The sequence below is a fragment of the Rhodococcus jostii NBRC 16295 genome (assembly GCF_001894825.1).
GTDB lineage: Bacteria > Actinomycetota > Actinomycetes > Mycobacteriales > Mycobacteriaceae > Rhodococcus_F > Rhodococcus_F jostii.
Map to the genome: position 1 here is coordinate 57955 of NZ_BCWY01000005.1, position 16485 is coordinate 74439.

Below are 16485 nucleotides of genomic sequence, written 5' to 3' on the forward strand. Positions count from 1 at the left end.
CTCCGTTTCTGTGCGTGACGAGTCAGGTCGCCGCGGCGATGGCCGCCTCGACCACCTCGCGCGGGATGTGCACGTGGAGAGCGACCTCGCCACCTGCTTTTCGGGAGGCGGCCGCGACTTTTCGCGCCCACGTCTGCTCGTAGACGATCGCGACGGCGGACGAGCCCGGCTCCAGCGATTCGCGCACCACCTCGAGGTCCTCGTCGCTGATCAGTTCGTTGGCCTCGAGCGACAGGGCGGCGAGACCGATGCTGTCGAGGTCCTCGTCCACCTCGACCTGACGCATCGTTCCGTCCGTTCCCTTGGAGAGGAACACGAGGTCGAGGATGGTGACCAGACCCTTGTCGACTGCGTCCCGGAAGGTCTCGACCACTTCGGGATCGGCCTGCTCGCCCGGAAAGGTGAGAAAGAGAAACGCGACCGGACCGACATCTTCAGCTGAATTCGACATCTACTCTCCCTGCGCTGGGGTGCCCTGATGTCGATGATCACCACCGGCCGGGAGCGGCGCATCATCCACGACGGGTGATTCCGGGTGGTGGCGTTCATCCCTTACGGATGATGTCTCGTGATCCGGGCTCTGTGAGGCTCGAGCCCAGTGCTGTTTCCGGTGGTTCGAGAGACGGGGTGATGCATGCCTTCCGTGGGAGCCTCGCTGTTCTGGATCGTCGCGGGCGCGGTGGTGGCTCCGCTGCTGGCCGGGCTGTTTCCCCGGAAGCTGGTGCCGGAGGTCGTGCTGCTCCTCGTCGCCGGGATCGTGATCGGCCCCCACGTCTTCGATCTGGCGGTGGAGGGGAGCGAGATCGAGCTGTTGCGCGATCTGGGGCTGGGCCTGCTCTTCCTGCTCGCCGGGTACGAGATCGACACGGCCGAGATCACCGGCCGCGGCGGGCGGCGGGCCCTGGTGACGTGGCTGGTGTCGCTGGCGCTGGCGTTCGCGGTGGTGACGCTGCTGAGCCTCGTCCACGTGGTCGATGCGGGCACCGCGGTGGCGATCGCCATGACGTCGACGGCGCTCGGGACGCTGCTGCCGATCCTGCGGGACGCCGGAGCGCTCGACACCCGGCTGGGGAAGACGATCCTCAACCACGGTGCATTCGGTGAACTCGGCCCCGTCGTGGCGATGGCGGTTCTGCTCGGCTCCCGCGGGTCGGTGGCGTCGATCGTGGTTCTCGGACTGTTCACGGCCGCAGCGGTGCTGGTCGCGTTCATACCGGCCCGGGTGCGGCGCGAGGGTTCGCGCATCACCGCGATCATCCGGTCGGGGTCGGAGACGACGTCGCAGACCACGGTCCGGCTGACCATGCTGCTCCTCGTCGCACTCACCGTGCTGGCGGCGTCGTTCGGCCTCGACACCATTCTCGGCGCGTTCGCGGCCGGGTTCATCCTGCGGCGGGCCACCCCCGACGGCGACGAGACCCTGGAAACCAAGCTCGACGGCCTGGCGTTCGGGTTCCTGATCCCGATCTTCTTCGTCACGTCGGGCATGGCCATCGACGTCGCCGCGGTGGCATCGGAACCCGGAGTCCTGATCGCGTTCGTCCTCCTGATCATGCTGGTGCGGGCCGGACCGGTCTACCTCGCCGGCAGGTTCGACCGGGGAGCCGACGGCACGGACCCGCCCTTCACCGTCCGTGAACGCACCCAGCTGGCGCTGTACGCGGGAACGGGACTGCCGCTGATCGTGGCCGTCACCGGGGTGGCCGTCGACTCCGGCGACATGACGTCCGCCAACGCGTCCGTCCTCGTCGCGGCCGGCGCGATCACGGTCCTCCTCTTCCCGCTCGCCGCGACCTTGCTCGCCTCGAGCCCCGAACCGGCGGCCGACACGGCAGGCACCCCGCCGGGTGGCGACACGAACCCCGGGAGCAGACCGTGACTCGCACCGAAACGACGCAGGCACCGGCCCGGGCGACGATCATCCTCGCCACCCTCATCCTCGTTGCCGCCGTCGCCAACCTGAACCTGTCGGTCGCGAACGTCGCGCTGCCCGACATCGGCCGCGCATTCGACGCGAGTCAGACGCAGCTGAACCTCATCGCGGTGGCGTACTCCCTCGGGCTCGCCGCGTCCGTCCTCTATCTCGGGGCCCTCGGCGACCGCTACGGGCGCAAACAGATGCTGGTGCTCGGCATGGCGCTGTCGCTGCCGGCGTCGGCGATCGCCGGATTCGCGGGGAACTGCGAAATCCTGTTCCTCGCACGCGTTCTCGGCGGTGTGTCGGCCGGGCTCGCGTTCCCCACCACCCTCGCGATCATCACCGCACTGTGGTCGGGGCCGCCGCGGACCAAGGCGATCGCCCTGTGGTCGGCCCTCGGCGGCGCGATCTCCTCGCTCGGACCGATCGTGTCGGGCGCGCTGCTCGAGCAGTTCCAGTGGGGTTCGGTGTTCCTCGTGACCCTTCCCCTCGCCGGTCTCGCCCTCGTCTGCGCCATCGTGTGGGTGCCCGCCCACGTCAACGAGACGACCGATCCCGTCGACAATCTCGGTGGCATCATCTCCGTCGTCTTCATCGCCTCGCTCATCCTCGCGATCAACTTCGCCCCCGTCGACGGCGCGGGAGCGACCGCCCTCGGGCTCGGGGTGATCGCACTCGCCTCGGGCGCCGCGTTCTTCCTGCAGCAACGCCGGGCGGCGCACCCGCTGTTCGATCTGCACGTCGCCGCCCGACCGACGTTCTGGGTGGCCGCGGTCGGCGGGGTGATCGTGTTCGGCGCTTTGATGGGAGCGATGTTCATCGGGCAGCAGTTCCTGCAGAACGTGCTCGAGTACTCCACTCTCGCCGCCGGATCCGCGATCATCCCGGCCGCCGTCGCGATGGTCATCGTCGCGCCCCGCTCCGCGAAACTCGTCGAATCCCACGGCGCCCGATTCACGCTGCTGCTCGGCTACCTCTTCGTCGTCCTCGGACTGGTGGTCGCGCTGGTGTGGTGGGACGAGGACGCGACGTTCTGGTGGGTGGCGCTCGCCTACGCGTTCGTCGGTATCGGCGTCGGGTTCGCGGGAACCCCCGCGTCCCGCTCGCTGACCGGATCGGTCCCGGTGTCGCGCGCGGGCATGGCGTCCGGCACGTCCGACCTGCAACGCGACCTCGGTGGCGCGATCATGCAGTCGATCCTCGGCGCCGTGCTCACCGCCGGCTACGCGAAGTCGCTGTCGGCGCAGATCGCGGCGTCGCCGAACGCGAGCGAGGTGACACCGGAAACCCAAGCAGCACTGACCAAGTCGTTCTCCAGTGCCGAGGTGCTCGCCGAGCGGTACCCGCAGTACGCGGAGCAGATCATCACCGCCGCCCGCAACGCCTTCCTCGACGGCGACGACCGCGCGTACCTCGCCGCCATCCTCGTGGTGTGCGCCGGAGCCGTGGTGGTGTTCTTCTTCTTCCCGCGCCGGGACGAGGAGAAGCGGCTGCTGGCCGACTATGCGACCGAGAACACGGACTAGGGCGACCGAGGGAACGGACTAGGGCGAATGTACCGCTTGCCGCTTCGGAAGCGTCGAAAGGCACATTCGCCCCACGGTCGCGGAGTAAATTTCCGGCAGGGGCACCTCGACGACGGGACCGCACGATGACAGCTCAGGTCGTGACCAAGACGAATCGGCGACGGATCCTCACGGCAGCCGCAGCAGCATTGCTGCTGGTGGTGCCGGTGGCGTGCTCCGACGATTCGTCCTCGACGGGCGCCTCCGCCACCTCGACGACGGAACAGTCGGGGTCGCAGAGCACCGGGGCGGACGCGCAGATCGACCCCGGCGTCGCGGACCGGCTCGACGAGGCGATCGAGAAGACGATGTCGATGGCGGCGATACCCGGCGCGATCGTGGGCGTCTGGGGGCCGGACGGTAATTACGTGAAGGCGTTCGGTGTTGCGGACAAGTCGTCGGGCGAGCCGATGGAGTCCGACTTCTTCCACAGAATCGGCAGTGTGACAAAGACGTTCACGGTCACCGGCATTCTGCAGCTGGTCGACGAGGACAAGGTCGCTCTCGACGATCCGATCTCCAAGTACATCGAGGGTGTGCCGCTGGGTGATCAGATCACCCTGCGCGAACTCGCCCGGATGCAGAGTGGGCTACCCAATTATTCGGCCAACGAGGACTTCCAGAAGGCGTTGCTCACCGACCCGCAGACGCAGTTCACGCCGCAACAGTTGCTGGGGTACGCGTTCACGCAGCCCGCAACCTTCCCGCCCGGGCAGGGATTCGAGTACTCCAACACGAACACGATCCTGCTGGGACTCGTCGTCGAGAAGGTCAGCGGAATGCCGCTCCCGGAATACGTGACGCAGAAGATCATCCAGCCGCTGAAGATGGCGGATACGAGCTTCCCGACCACCAACGCCTTCCCCGAACCGCACGCGCAGGGCTACACCGAGCAGACCTTGGACGGCAAGGAAGCCACGGCCACCGACTGGAACCCGTCCTGGGGATGGTCGGCGGGCGCCATGATCTCGACCCTCGACGACCTGCGCATCTGGGCACCGGCGCTGGCCACCGGAACGCTGCTGCAGCCGGCCACGCAGGCGCAACGGCTCGAGACGGTGAACGCCCCGGGACTGGCGTCCGACGTCGGCTACGGTCTGGGCATCTTCGACATCGCCGGCTGGATCGGGCACAACGGCAGCCTGCCCGGGTACCAGACGGTGTGCATCTACCTCCCCGAGCAAAAAACGACCCTCGCGATCATGATCAACACCGACATCGCCTACGAGGACAGCGAGCCGAGTACGGCGCTGGCGGGGGCGATCACCGAGATCATCTCCCCGGAACACATCTATCACCTGAGAGCCGACGTGCAGAACCCGGACGCGTCGACCCCGGCGACGCCGACGCCGTCGGAGACACCGCAAACCTCCACGCCCGCCCCGCCCACCAGCTGACCCCAGGTGAGTGGCAATGCGTGCGCGAGCACACATTGCCACTCACATGCCTTGCCGCGGCCGCGCCGGGCTCAGTAGCGTGCAGGACATGACGATTCTGGTGACGGGGGCAACCGGGAACATCGGCAGAATGCTCGTCGACCACCTGCTCGCGCGGGGCGCGACGGACGTCCGGGCCCTCACCAATCATCCTGACAAGGCGCAACTTCCGGGTTCGGTCATGGTGGTCGAGGGATACCTCCGGAGGCTCGACAGTCTGCCCGCGGCGTTCGACGGAGTCGATTCCCTCTATCTCGCACCGACTCCCGACACCGCACCGGACGCACTCGCCCTGGCGAAGCAGGCCGGAGTGCGGCACGTCGTCGACCTGTCCGGTCCCCACGACGGCCACTGGGGCGACGTCGCGCGGGCCGTCGAGGCGTCCGGCATCGAATGGACGCATCTGTGGCCCGGCGAATTCATGGAGAACGCCGGAATCCTGGCCCCGCAGATCGCGGCGGGAGACACGGTGCGCGAACCGTATCCGACGGCAGCAAACGCGCCCATCGCGATGGACGACATCGCCGAGGTCGCGGCCGTCGCCCTCCTCGAGGACGGGCACGTCGGCGCGTCGTACGAACTCACCGGCCCCGAGACGATCACCCGCGCCGACCTCGTGCGCCTCCTCGGCGCCGCCCTCGGGCGGAACATCGAATACCGGCAGGTGTCCCTGGACGAGGCAGTGGAGGTGCTGAGCCCCGCGATGGGTGAGTACGCCCGCTGGTACCTGGACGGGATGGCGAGCCTCGTCGACGCTCCCCAGCAGTCGAACCGTCTCGTCGAGCAACTCACCGGACGCCCGGCAACCACCTTCGCGCAGTGGGCCGCAGCGCACGCCGGCGAATTCCGTTGAGGTCTCGTCGACCCGTCCCGGCTGCTCGAGTCAACGGTTCGGGGTGAGCGCGACGACGGGGATCGGCCTCGTCGTCTTCGTCTGATACTCGCTGTACCGGCCGTGGTTGATCTCGTTCATCGTCGCCCACATCCGGTCGTAATCCGGGTCGCCCGGCAGGACTTTCCGCGCCACCACCGTGATGTGCTCGCGGCCCACCTGGATCTCGCAAGTCGGCGCGGCCAGCACGTTGTGCATCCACGCCGGCGATGTGGGTGCGCCGCCCTTCGAGGCGACGACCAGGAAGGCGGCGCCGTCCCGGCCGTACGTCAACGCGGACGTGCGCGGCTGCCCGGACTTCCGGCCGACGCTGCGCAACAGCAGGGTCGGCATCCCGAACAGCAACCGGTGCCCCACCCAGCCGCCGCTGCGTTCGTACACGAACTGATGCAGCTGAAGGGTTTTCACGAACAGGTCGGCCACGGCGTCCTCGTCTCGGCACTCGGAACAGATCGTGCCCACACAGTAGACCGTCGTCAGGCGCGGCGAACCGCGTGCAGCACGGTGTCGCGAATGCTGACCGGCCTGCCCTCGGCGACGGGTTACGGGCTGTGGAAGGTGTAGATGCGGCAACCGCTCATGTTCGCGGCCGACACGACGCCGTCGGCTCGCGCAAAGTCACCCTTGCCCGCGAGGTTGTTGGCGAGGGCGGCCTGGTCGTCGCAGAAACTCTGATCGGTCGGGTTGGCCGGGGGATTGCTGATGTAGGTGTCGCCCGGTGCAGCCACGGCAAAGGCCACCGGACCGACGAGTGGGACGGCCGCTGCTGCAAACGCAATGGAGGCCGCCGCGACGATTCGGCGGATCATCATGCTCCTCCGACGGTGGTTCGAGTAGTTGGTGATGACATCATCCTGCACCGATCCGGGGCGCGCGACCAGACCCCCAGGGGTGGAAAATGCAACACCTTCACTGCCGAGGCGGGGAGTGCCCGTGTTCCAGAGCGTGCTGGACCTTGTCCGCGGCGACCACCGGATTCTCGTGCTCCCAGATCCGCACCACCGTCCACCCGGCGTCCGTCAGCCTCGTGTCGGTGTCACGGTCGCGGGTGACGTTCCCGGCGAGTTTGTCGGCCCACCACTGCGCGTTGTTCTTCGGGAACGTCGCGTGCTGCGGGCAGCTGTGCCAGAAGCAGCCGTCCACGTACACGGCCACCTTCCGTCGCGGAAACACCAGGTCGGCGCGACGCCGGACACCCTTCATCGGCGCCCGGTCCACGAAGTACCGGACCCCGCGCCGGTGCAATTCCCGGCGCAGAGCGAACTCGGGTGCCGTGTCGCGCCGCCGCTGCGCCCGCATCCGGGCGCTGGTCGCGGGATCGGTGGCGGGCATCGCGGATCCGTCCGCCTACGCGGCGGCCTCGGGGAAGCCGCCCATGCGGTCGAGGTGGCTCTCGACGTCGTCGATGAAACCGGGGACGAAACGCAGATTCCCCATCCGCGCCCGTTTCAGGAAGCCGGCGGTCGCTCGCGCCGACAGCAGTCGGGTGTCCTCGAGGAATCCGCTGAGATCCTCGTACGGTTCCTGCACCGGCCACGTCGACGTGTGCACCCGGAATGCCTGACGGTTGCTGCCCCACGCCGCCGCGGGCCAGGCGTCGCCCGGCTTCATCGGTGTCTCGATGCCCCGCTCGTAACCGGCCGGCTCGATCAGTCGCCGACCGACCCACGACGCCATCCGCACACTCACCGCATTGCCGACGAGCTTCCACCGATGACTGTTCCGCAGACCGGGCACCAGCGCGGCCGGCGCCGTCCAGTCGGGGTCGAAACCTTGCAGGCGTTCGGCGTCGACGAGTCCGGGGGTCACGATCTCGCCCGACGGCAGTCGCACGGCCGGCGGGCTCGCGATTCCGACGGACGAACCGCCCTTCAGCGTGGGCACCGCGTTGACGGCCCACCCGAGGCCGCGGGTGCCCTCGGTCCAGTAGAAGCCGCACGGGACGTCGGCGGGATCGTCGACGGGTCGTTCCCCGGCGTCCTCACCGAACAGGACCGCGCGCGGGTCCTCGGTTCGGGAGGCGAGCATCAGGACCCGCTGCCGACGCTGGGGGAGACCGAAGGCACGCGCATCGACCACCCGGTACGCCCACGTGTAGCCGAGGTCCTCCAAGGCGTCCGTGATGTGTCTCATAGCCGCGCCCCGGCCCAGCTGCAGCATGAACGGAACGTTCTCGATCAGGAGCCAGCGCGGGCCCTTCTTCCGCTTCACCAACCGGAACACTTCGTCGACGAGTCCGGAACGCGGGCCCGTGATGCCGGCGGTCCGGCCGGCCTGGGAGAGGTCCTGGCAGGGGAAACCGGCGGCCACGAGTTCGATGTCCTGGGGGAGGGAACGCAGCTTGGTGACGTCGGAATGCACAGGGACGTCCGCGAATCGGGTACGCAGAACCGCCTGGGCGCCCGGGTCGATCTCACAGAGCAGTTCGGTGTTCCAGCCGTGCTCTCTCAGACCCAACTCGAGCCCGCCGATACCGGCGAACAGGCCCACCATGCTCCCGGTTGACGTCACGGCACCCTTCCTCACGAACCAGTCACCCGAGAACGTTACTCGAGATCTGCGCCCGCTTTGACCAACGACCCGTGAGTACTTGTTAACCGCGGGCGGTTAACAAGTACTCACGGGCGCGAAGCGCACCTAGACTTCCCCTAGGTGGGAACACAGGGAGGCGCCATGATCTCGGGTTTCCGGCACCGGTCGCACCTGCTGCGTGACGCTCAGGGCAGCGGCCTCGTCGAAGCGTTCGTCATCATCGGGATCGTGACGATCCTGCTCACCCGTGCCTACCTTCACCTCACCGGATATCCGCAGGTCGGCGGCTCCTCGCTGCACATCGCGCACGTCCTGTGGGGTGGACTCGGAATGGTCGTGGCCCTCGTCACCGTGTTCTCGTTCCTCGGGATGAAACCGCGGGTCCTGGGTGTCGTGGTCGGCGGCATCGGGTTCGGGTTGTTCCTCGACGAGATCGGCAAGTTCGTCACCAAGACCAACGACTACTTCTACCGGCCGTCCATCGCGATCATGTACGTGGTGATCGTCGTGTTGCTGCTGGTCAACCGGTCGCTGCACGACGTTCGGCCGCCGACCCCCACGGAGGACGTCGCCAACGCCGCCGCGATCGCGCTCGGCGGGCTGGACCGCGGATTGGACCGCGGACGCCGGGACCAGGCGCTGGCCCAGCTACGCCGCGCCGCCGCCGGCGGGGCCGATCACGCGACGCTGACGTCGGTGCGGGATCTGCTCGCTCGCTGTCCCGACCGTGCCGGCCGCGCCGTCCCCACCGCTCGGGAACTGGCCCGGCGCGCGACCCCCGCCTTCGCCAAGGGTCGTGGCATGCTCTGGACCGCGGCCGTGCTGCTCACCCTGTTCTCCACCCTGGGACTGCTCAACGCCGTGGTCACCCTCGGCGACGACCTCCGCGGCGACGAGGGAACCGACATCACCACCATCGGCCAGCTCACCGGGTCCGCCATCGCCTTCGTGCTGTGCTGGGCGGCGATCGTGCGACTGCGGAACGGCAAGCTGTGGCCGCTGCAGTTCCTGCGGGCGGCCGCCCTGGTCACGGTCCTGCTCACCGAGGTGTTCGACTTCGTCGCCCAGGAGTTCGGGGCGCTGCTGAACGTGGCGGTCGGACTCGGTGCCCTCGTCGTGTTCTCGTCACGCATCGCGGTCACGGAACGCGCCCGGGCGCTGGCACTCGACAACTCTGCTGCAACGAAACTCGGCCCGTTGCCACCCCGGGAGCCGTCGTCGCTTACCGTAGACAGGTGAGCATCCAAGCCTCCGGTGCCTCGACCTGGCCCGCAGTACTGACGTGGCGGGCGGACAACGCACCCCGAATGGAATCGGTGCGCGTCCAGCTCAACGGCGACCGCATCAAGGCCGCAGGCCGGATCATCGGCGGCGAGTGCCCCGAGCATCCCGCGTTCAGCGCGTCCTATGACCTCGTCACCGACGAAAGCGGCGTCACCCGCCGGCTGTCGCTGCGGACGTCCGTCGCGGCCGGTGAGCGACAGATGTCGATCAGCCGGGACGAAGAGGGCACGTGGATGGTGGAGCACGGCGCCAACCACCAGCGGTCCACGTTCGACGGCGCGCTCGACGTCGACATGGTGCTCAGCCCCTTCTTCAACGCGCTGCCCATCCGGCGGTACGGCCTGCACCTCGGGTCCGAGGACGTCGAGGTCCCCGTCGTCTACGTGAACCTCCTGGACCTGCGGGTCGAGGGAGCGATCCTCACCTACAGCAGCGGCCCCGACGGCATCCACGTGCTGTCGCCGGTGTCGAGTTCGTCGGTGACCGTCGACCGAGACGGGTTCATCATCGACTACCCGGGCCTGGCCGAACGGATTTAGGCGGCGGAGCCGCTCGTGAGTGCTCAGCGAGTCTCTGCACTCGTCGAGCACTCACAGGCGGCGGAGCCGCCCTCCTCGCCGACCCGCGTCGCGCATCTCGTCGATCCAGCCGTCGCTGCCGGGGACGATGCCGGTGATCTCCCACGTCTCCTGGTTGTCGTACGTCAGGCGCGCGGTGTGACCGGCGTCGACGAGCGTCGCCGTGGACGACTGCTCCGACAGTTCGGTCCGCGCGTCCTGCAGCAGCACCAGGGCCTCGTCCAGGGCGACGAGCAGGGCGTCGCGGTTGCCCTCGCACATGGCCCGGACGAGTCCGGGCGAGCTGCCCGCGACCCGGGTGCCGTCGCGGAACGATCCGGCCGCCAGACCCAGCGCCAGCGGTCCGCCCCGGGCCCCGGTGATCGCGAGGGTCTCGGCCAGCAGGTGCGGCAGGTGCGAGATCCGTGCGACCGCCCGGTCGTGTTCCGCGGACTCGGCAGGTACGACAACGGAACCGCAGTCCAACGCGAGCTGCGTGACCTGCGTCCAGATGCCGGGGTCGACGCCGTCGTCGGTGCCGACCACCCACACGGCCTCCCGGAACAGGTCGGCGCTGCCGACGCTCCACCCCGACGCCGACGTTCCCGCCATCGGGTGCCCGCCCACGTAGCGGTCGGCGAGTCCCTGACGGGCCGCCGCCGCCGCGACTTCCGCCTTGACGCTGACGACGTCGGTGATCGAACAGTTCGGCGCGTACAGGGCGATCGCGGTCAGGGTCGCGGCGACCGCGGGCACGGGGACCGCGATCACGATCAGCGCAGACTCGGCCGATGCGCGCTGGAGCACCGCGACGAGGTCGGTGTCGGCGTCGAAGCCGTCCGCCCGGGCGGCGTCGACGGACGGCGCGGATCGGTTGTGACCCCATGCTTCGCGGCCCGCCCGGACCGCCGCACGCAGCAGTGAACCGCCGATCAATCCCAGGCCGAGCACGCACACCGGAGGTGCGGAAGCGGTATCAGACACCCGAACAGGTTGGCACATTCCAGTGCGGACTTCATTTACCGGCACCCCGCGGGCTACCGTTGCGCTCATGGGTGCACAGCGCGCGGAAAACAACAGCGCCTCCTCGGATCGGGCAGAGGATCTGGAGGGCTTCGGTGTCGCGGTAGTACACGAGGACGGCCGATGGAAGGTCAAGGCCCTCACGTCGGCTGCTCTGACCAGTCTCAGCGTCGCGGAGGAGGAGCTTCGGGCCCTCCGTAGCGCGGGCGCGTTCTTCGGTCTGCTGGACGTGGACGACGAGTTCTTCGTCGTGCTCCGGCCGGCGCCGTCGGGAACGCGGCTGCTGCTGTCCGACGCGACCGCCGCCATCGACTACGACATCGCCGCCGACGTCCTCGAGGCCCTCAACATCGAGGTCCCGGACATCGACCCGGACGAACTCGACGACATCGAACCCTGGGAGGAGGGCGACCTGTCGCTGCTCTCCGACCTCGGCCTGCCCGAACCCGTTCTGGCGGTCATCACGTCCGAGACGGACCTCTACCCGGACGAGCAGCTGGGGATGATCGCGCAGCGGCTCGGGTTCACCACGGAGCTCGCCGGAGTCCTCGACAAGCTTCCCCGGTAGTTTCCGGCCGCCGTGACACTTCAGGACGACGAGCGGATGATCCGCGCGGCGATCGAGGCGGCCCGGGCCGCCACCGACGCCGACGTGCCCGTGGGTGCGGTGGTGTTCGACGCCGACGGTGTCGAGGTGTCGCGGGCCGTGAACTCGCGGGAGGCGATGTCGGATCCGACGGCCCACGCGGAGATCATCGCGTTGCGGGCGGCCGCGAGGGTGTACGGCGACGGGTGGCGCCTCGAGGGGGCGACGCTGGCGGTGACCCTGGAGCCGTGCACGATGTGCGCGGGCGCGCTCGTGCTGGCCCGGATCTCCCGGGTCGTGTTCGGGGCATGGGAGCCGAAGACGGGTGCCGTGGGCTCACTCTGGGACGTGGTCCGCGATCGCCGGCTCACTCATCGTCCGCAGGTCAGGGGCGGTGTACTCGAGGACGAATGCGCCGGCATCCTCGAGGATTTCTTCCGTGAACGCCGCTGACCGGTTTCAAACGCTTTCGTGGGGTACTCGACAGTATGTGGCCGGGTCCACCTGACCCGTGCTTCTCTGGAGGAAGGCGCCGACGAGGTGCCGCCGGACCCGGAGTCGGGTCCGAAAACGGATTCACGGAGGTATCTCATGGGAATCGCTGACAAAGCTTCGAACAAGGCAGAAGATCTGAAGGGCCAGGCCAAGGAAGCCACCGGCAAGGCGACGGGCGATCCGGACCTGCGCGACGAAGGCAAGGCCGACCAGGCGTCATCGGCGGTAAAGGATGCCGGTGAGAAGGTCAAGGACGCCGCCAAGAACCTCAAGGACAAGCTGACTTAAACGGCTTCACCTGGCGATTTCGGGCTCGGGCGCCACATCCGGTAAAGTCACCGGCGGTGGCGTGTCCGAGCGGCCTAAGGAGCACGCCTCGAAAGCGTGTGACGGGTAACCCCCGTCCGAGGGTTCAAATCCCTCCGCCACCGCCAAAGCTCCCCACCTGCACACGCAGGTGGGGAGCTTTTTGTGTATCCGGCCCGCGATTGTTCGTTAGCGTGTCCTGAACGGGAAGGGGCACGGGCATGCGCATCGACTCGACGGGCAGGACGGCGCTGGTCACCGGATCGACGCAGGGCATCGGCGCCGCGATCGCCGCGGGCCTGGCCCGGTCCGGTGCGCGGGTGGCGATCAACGGACGCACCGAGGAGTCCGTGGGTGCCGCGATCGAGCGACTCCGCTCGGAGGTCCCGGGCGGCGAGTTCGTTCCCGCGGCCGCCGACGTCACGACGGACGACGGCGCGCGGCGGGTGATGAACCTCGTGCCGACCGTCGACATCCTCGTCAACAATCTCGGGATCTTCGGCTCGCAGCCCGCCCTGGAAATCGACGACGACGAGTGGCGCCGCTACTTCGAGGTGAACGTGCTGTCGGCGATCCGGCTGACCCGCATGGTGCTGCCCGGCATGATCGAGCGGTCCTGGGGCCGGGTCCTCGACATCGCCAGCGACTCCGCGATCGTGATCCCCGCCGAGATGATCCATTACGGGATGTCGAAGACGGCGTTGCTGGCGGTCTCACGCGGATTCGCGAAGGAGGCGGCGGGGACGGGCGTCACCGTCAATGCCGTCCTCGCCGGTCCGACGCATACGGGCGGTGTGGAGGATTTCGTCTACAGCCTGGTCGACACGGACCTGCCGTGGGACGACGCTCAGCGCGAGTTCATGAAGAAGTACCGGCCGCAGTCGTTGCTGCAGCGCCTCATCGAGCCCGAGGAGATCGCCAACATGGTCGTCTATCTCGGTTCGGCGCAGGCGTCGGCGACCACCGGAGCGGCGGTGCGCGTCGACGGCGGCTATATCGATTCGATCGTCCCGTGACGGCCGTTCACAGCGCACTCCCAGGTCGTAGCGAGTGACAGCCATTGAAGCTGCAACTAGCCTGATCTCATGAAAAAGCTGTGGTGGTTGGTCGGCGCAGTAGTCGTTGTGGTTCTCGCGGTGCTGGTCGGACCGTGGTTCTACGGCCAGTTCATCGCAGAGGACGACGCTCCGGCGGCCTCGGTGTCCACCGAGGGCGCGGAAGCGGCCACCGGGTCGGTCGACGGGCAGTGGACCGTCACACCGGGCCAGGGCTCCAACCAGACCGCAGCGGGGTACACCGTCCACGAGATCCTCAACGGCGCCAGCGTCACCGTGGTCGGGTCGACCGGCGACGTCACCGGCACCGCGACCGTCGAGGGCGAGAAACTCACCGCCGGCGAGGTGACGGTGCAGGTGGCGACCATCGCGACCGATCAGTCCCGCCGCGACAACCAGTTCCGCGGCAACGTCATGGACACCGGCACCTTCCCGACCGCCACGTTCATCGTCGACTCTCCGGTCGACCTGTCGGGGCTGCCGGCGGACGGCTCGGTGGGAACGGTCACCGCGCAGGGCACGCTGACCCTCAAGGGGCAGTCGCGTCCGGTGGCGGTCGACATCGACGTGTTGCGCTCCGGCGACGACCTCATCGCGTCGGGCAGCATCCCGGTGACGTGGACGGACTTCGGTGTGACGCCGCCGTCACTGGGCTTCGTGACCGTGGACGGCAACGGCACGGTCGACTTCCTGGTCAGCTTCGCGCGCTCCTGAGCCCGGACGCTCCCTGACCGGGTGCGGAGGCAGGTGCCGAGAGTAGGCCCTCGGCGGCATCGACGAGACCGACCGCCCACGTCGGGGGGAGGTCCGAGGGCTCGGATCCGCCCGCCGACTCGTGGTCGGCGACCGTGTGCAGCACCACGTGGCTGAGCATCCGGAGTCGTTCGTCGATCGTGGGACCGGGCATCGGCGCGAGGCAGCGATGGATTCCCTGCCACACCAGCCGAAGGCTGCGGGCAGCGTCCCAGTCCCAGCCGACGCGGTAGCGCGGATCGATGGTGAGTTGCACGAGAAATCGGCCGTAGTGGCTGTCCGCCTCGGCGGTGCCGGCGACCAGTGGGTAGACGAACGCTTCCAGCAGTGACCGCAGACTGCTGTCCTGCCCCTGTGCGTGCATTGCGGCAAGCATCTGGAGACGTTCTTCGTTGATGCCGGTCATCCGGTGTTCGAAGATTGCTGCGACAAGTGCGTCCTTGTCGCCGAAGTGGTATTGGACCGCCGCGGTGTTGCGCTGGCCGGCGGCGGTGCCCACCTCGCGGAGTGAGACCGCGCCGATACCTCTTTCGCCGAACAGCCTTTCCGCTGTGAGGATCATTCGCTCACGCGTGGACTCGGTTACCCCGGTTGCGCCGGCCATGACCCTCCTCGGTCTCGTCGTGAACTGCCATTCTGTCAGAACCCTTGCGAAAATTAATGCATGTGTTTTAACTTCGTGACGCATGCCACTTAGTAGGAGGGTCCGCGTAGCGGTGCGACTGTCGCCGACCGTAGGGCCTCGAGGCAGGAGTGTTCCGATGACATTGCGAGTTCCGTGTTCGGCGCCGTCCGGCAGGAGCGGTGCCCGGGCGTGGTTGATCGTCAGCCTGCTGACCGTGCTGATGGTGATCAACTTCGCCGACAAGCTGGCATTCGGGTTGGCGGCGAAGTCGATCACCCAGGAATTTCATCTGTCCCTGGAGTCGTACGGGCTGATCTCCAGTGCGTTCTTCTTTCTCTTCTTCGTCACCGCCGTGGTCGGTGGATTCGCCGGCGACCGGTTGCGCACGAAGTGGCTCATCCTCGGTATCGCGCTGGTCTGGGCGGTGGCTCAGTTCTCCATGGCGGCCGCGGGTGGGGTTGCGATGATCCTCGCCTCCCGCGTGCTGCTCGGCGCCGCGGAGGGGCCGACCTACCCCCTGATCAATCACGCCTCGTTCGCATGGCTGCGCAACTCCGACCGCAGCCTGGGGAGCGCGCTGCTGACCTCGGGTGGCGCGTTGGGGGTGCTGATCGGCGCTCCGGTGCTGACCTACATGATCGTCCACCACGGGTGGCGTTCGGCATTCGTCATGACCGCGGTGGTGGGTCTGGTGTGGTGCGTCGTGTGGCTCGTGCTGGGGAAGGAAGGGCCCTCCGCGGAGGGCGAGTCCGTCACTGCACGAGATGAACTCGGCGCAGGCCCCCGGGTTCCCTATCGGCTGATCTTCACCAGCGGAACGTTTCTCGCGGCGAGTTTCGGTGCCTTCGCGGCGTATTGGACCGTCGCGATCGGACTCTCGTTCGGTCCGCTCTACCTCCAGGACGTGCTGGGCCTGTCCCTGGCAGGCACGAGCAACGTCATGGTGGTCAGGGAAGTATTCACCGTCGCGATCGCCTATGTCGGACTGGGTTTTCTGATCACGCGTCTACTCGCGCGCGGGGTGTCCAGCCGTGTCGCCCACGGAGCGCTGGGCGGGGTGCTGCTCCTCGTCTCGGGACTGTCGGTGGTGCTGGTGGTCGAGGTCCCCGGACTCGGCGCGAAGCTCGGGCTGTGGATGGTCGGCGTGCTGGCGGTTGCACTGTTTCCGATCGGCGCGACGCTGTGCGCGGAGATCGCGCCCGTGCAACAGCGGGGCGGTGTTCTGGGGACGTACTCAGCGCTCTACGCCCTGGCGGGAATCATCGCTCCCGCGATCACGGGCCGTCTCACGTCGGGCGGGCACGACGCCACCACCGGTCTGGAGCACGCGTGGCTCGTGATGGGTGCGGTGCTCGTCGTGGCCGGAGCGGTGGTGATTGCGTTCGTCCGACCGGCGCGCGACGCCCGGAGGCTGAGGGCGTCCGCCGCGGCGGTGCGTGTTCCGGCCCATCCGTAGGC

At 68.2% G+C, this 16485-nt stretch carries 19 protein-coding genes and 1 tRNA gene; 13 read left to right on the top strand and 7 right to left on the bottom strand.

Going from position 1 to position 16485, the window contains the following annotated elements; all coding sequences use genetic code 11:
• Positions 1 to 22: 22 nt before the first annotated feature.
• On the bottom strand, positions 23 to 451 hold the full coding sequence (locus RJ1_RS05495) for a DUF6325 family protein (RefSeq protein WP_073358961.1): 429 nt from the start codon (positions 449 to 451) through the stop codon (positions 23 to 25).
• A 183-nt stretch (positions 452 to 634) separates the two neighbouring features.
• Here RJ1_RS05495 and RJ1_RS05500 point away from each other — a divergent pair, with 183 nt between their 5' ends.
• From RJ1_RS05500 to RJ1_RS05515, 4 genes are all read left to right on the top strand, one after another.
• A complete protein-coding gene (locus RJ1_RS05500) occupies positions 635 to 1879 on the top strand; it encodes a cation:proton antiporter (protein WP_073358962.1) in 1245 nt (414 codons plus the stop codon).
• Entirely contained in the window at positions 1876 to 3444 is a 1569-nt protein-coding gene (locus RJ1_RS05505) for an MFS transporter (protein ID WP_073358963.1), read from the top strand. Before RJ1_RS05500 ends, RJ1_RS05505 begins: the two co-directional genes overlap by 4 nt.
• Positions 3445 to 3569: 125 nt before the next feature.
• The gene (locus RJ1_RS05510; RefSeq protein ID WP_073358964.1) at positions 3570 to 4880 is read left to right on the top strand and encodes a serine hydrolase domain-containing protein; all 1311 of its coding nucleotides are present in this window, start codon (positions 3570 to 3572) and stop codon (positions 4878 to 4880) included.
• A gap of 88 nt (positions 4881 to 4968) precedes the next feature.
• Complete coding sequence (locus tag RJ1_RS05515) at positions 4969 to 5772, top strand: NAD(P)H-binding protein (protein ID WP_073358965.1); 804 nt, start codon at positions 4969 to 4971, stop codon at positions 5770 to 5772.
• Between the two features lie 30 nt (positions 5773 to 5802).
• Here RJ1_RS05515 and RJ1_RS05520 read toward each other — a convergent pair whose 3' ends face one another.
• The 4 genes from RJ1_RS05520 to RJ1_RS05535 all read right to left on the bottom strand — a co-directional run bounded on the left by RJ1_RS05520 (position 5803) and on the right by RJ1_RS05535 (position 8304).
• Positions 5803 to 6234, bottom strand: a complete 432-nt coding sequence (locus RJ1_RS05520) for a nitroreductase family deazaflavin-dependent oxidoreductase (RefSeq protein ID WP_073359121.1) — start codon at positions 6232 to 6234, stop codon at positions 5803 to 5805.
• Positions 6235 to 6353: 119 nt separating this feature from the next.
• Positions 6354 to 6620, bottom strand: a complete 267-nt coding sequence (locus RJ1_RS05525) for a hypothetical protein (protein ID WP_240319818.1) — start codon at positions 6618 to 6620, stop codon at positions 6354 to 6356.
• 100 nt (positions 6621 to 6720) lie between these two features.
• The gene (locus RJ1_RS05530) at positions 6721 to 7143 is read right to left on the bottom strand and encodes a very short patch repair endonuclease (protein ID WP_073358967.1); all 423 of its coding nucleotides are present in this window, start codon (positions 7141 to 7143) and stop codon (positions 6721 to 6723) included.
• A gap of 15 nt (positions 7144 to 7158) precedes the next feature.
• Positions 7159 to 8304, bottom strand: a complete 1146-nt coding sequence (locus tag RJ1_RS05535) for a DNA cytosine methyltransferase (protein ID WP_073358968.1) — start codon at positions 8302 to 8304, stop codon at positions 7159 to 7161.
• Positions 8305 to 8484: 180 nt separating this feature from the next.
• On the opposite strand from RJ1_RS05535, the gene RJ1_RS05540 reads away from it, so the two are divergent.
• The gene (locus RJ1_RS05540) at positions 8485 to 9582 is read left to right on the top strand and encodes a hypothetical protein (RefSeq protein ID WP_073358969.1); all 1098 of its coding nucleotides are present in this window, start codon (positions 8485 to 8487) and stop codon (positions 9580 to 9582) included.
• Positions 9579 to 10166: a putative glycolipid-binding domain-containing protein gene (locus RJ1_RS05545; protein ID WP_005248751.1), complete on the top strand. Its 588-nt coding sequence runs from the start codon at positions 9579 to 9581 to the stop codon at positions 10164 to 10166. Before RJ1_RS05540 ends, RJ1_RS05545 begins: the two co-directional genes overlap by 4 nt.
• Before the next feature lie 51 nt (positions 10167 to 10217).
• Here RJ1_RS05545 and RJ1_RS05550 read toward each other — a convergent pair whose 3' ends face one another.
• On the bottom strand, positions 10218 to 11186 hold the full coding sequence (locus tag RJ1_RS05550; protein ID WP_073358970.1) for a prephenate dehydrogenase: 969 nt from the start codon (positions 11184 to 11186) through the stop codon (positions 10218 to 10220).
• Between the two features lie 49 nt (positions 11187 to 11235).
• Here RJ1_RS05550 and RJ1_RS05555 point away from each other — a divergent pair, with 49 nt between their 5' ends.
• The 6 genes from RJ1_RS05555 to RJ1_RS05580 all read left to right on the top strand — a co-directional run bounded on the left by RJ1_RS05555 (position 11236) and on the right by RJ1_RS05580 (position 14363).
• Complete coding sequence (locus RJ1_RS05555; RefSeq protein WP_073358971.1) at positions 11236 to 11775, top strand: tRNA adenosine deaminase-associated protein; 540 nt, start codon at positions 11236 to 11238, stop codon at positions 11773 to 11775.
• A 12-nt stretch (positions 11776 to 11787) separates the two neighbouring features.
• Positions 11788 to 12246, top strand: a complete 459-nt coding sequence (locus RJ1_RS05560; RefSeq protein ID WP_005561213.1) for a nucleoside deaminase — start codon at positions 11788 to 11790, stop codon at positions 12244 to 12246.
• 138 nt (positions 12247 to 12384) lie between these two features.
• The gene (locus RJ1_RS05565; RefSeq protein WP_009477222.1) at positions 12385 to 12576 is read left to right on the top strand and encodes a CsbD family protein; all 192 of its coding nucleotides are present in this window, start codon (positions 12385 to 12387) and stop codon (positions 12574 to 12576) included.
• A gap of 55 nt (positions 12577 to 12631) precedes the next feature.
• A tRNA-Ser gene (locus tag RJ1_RS05570) sits at positions 12632 to 12722 on the top strand.
• Between the two features lie 93 nt (positions 12723 to 12815).
• Positions 12816 to 13610, top strand: coding sequence for an SDR family NAD(P)-dependent oxidoreductase (locus tag RJ1_RS05575; protein WP_073358972.1), 795 nt, complete (start codon positions 12816 to 12818; stop codon positions 13608 to 13610).
• 69 nt (positions 13611 to 13679) lie between these two features.
• Positions 13680 to 14363 (top strand): YceI family protein, encoded by a 684-nt coding sequence (locus RJ1_RS05580; protein WP_073358973.1) that lies wholly within the window; start codon positions 13680 to 13682, stop codon positions 14361 to 14363.
• Here the strand turns inward: RJ1_RS05580 and RJ1_RS05585 are convergent.
• Positions 14344 to 15006 carry a TetR/AcrR family transcriptional regulator gene (locus RJ1_RS05585; protein ID WP_073358974.1) on the bottom strand — a complete coding sequence of 221 codons (663 nt, stop codon included), beginning with the start codon at positions 15004 to 15006 and terminating at the stop codon, positions 14344 to 14346. The two genes, RJ1_RS05580 and RJ1_RS05585, sit on opposite strands and share 20 nt — an antisense overlap.
• Positions 15007 to 15163: 157 nt before the next feature.
• Here RJ1_RS05585 and RJ1_RS05590 point away from each other — a divergent pair, with 157 nt between their 5' ends.
• Complete coding sequence (locus tag RJ1_RS05590; RefSeq protein ID WP_073358975.1) at positions 15164 to 16483, top strand: MFS transporter; 1320 nt, start codon at positions 15164 to 15166, stop codon at positions 16481 to 16483.
• The last annotated feature ends 2 nt before the right edge of the window (positions 16484 to 16485 follow it).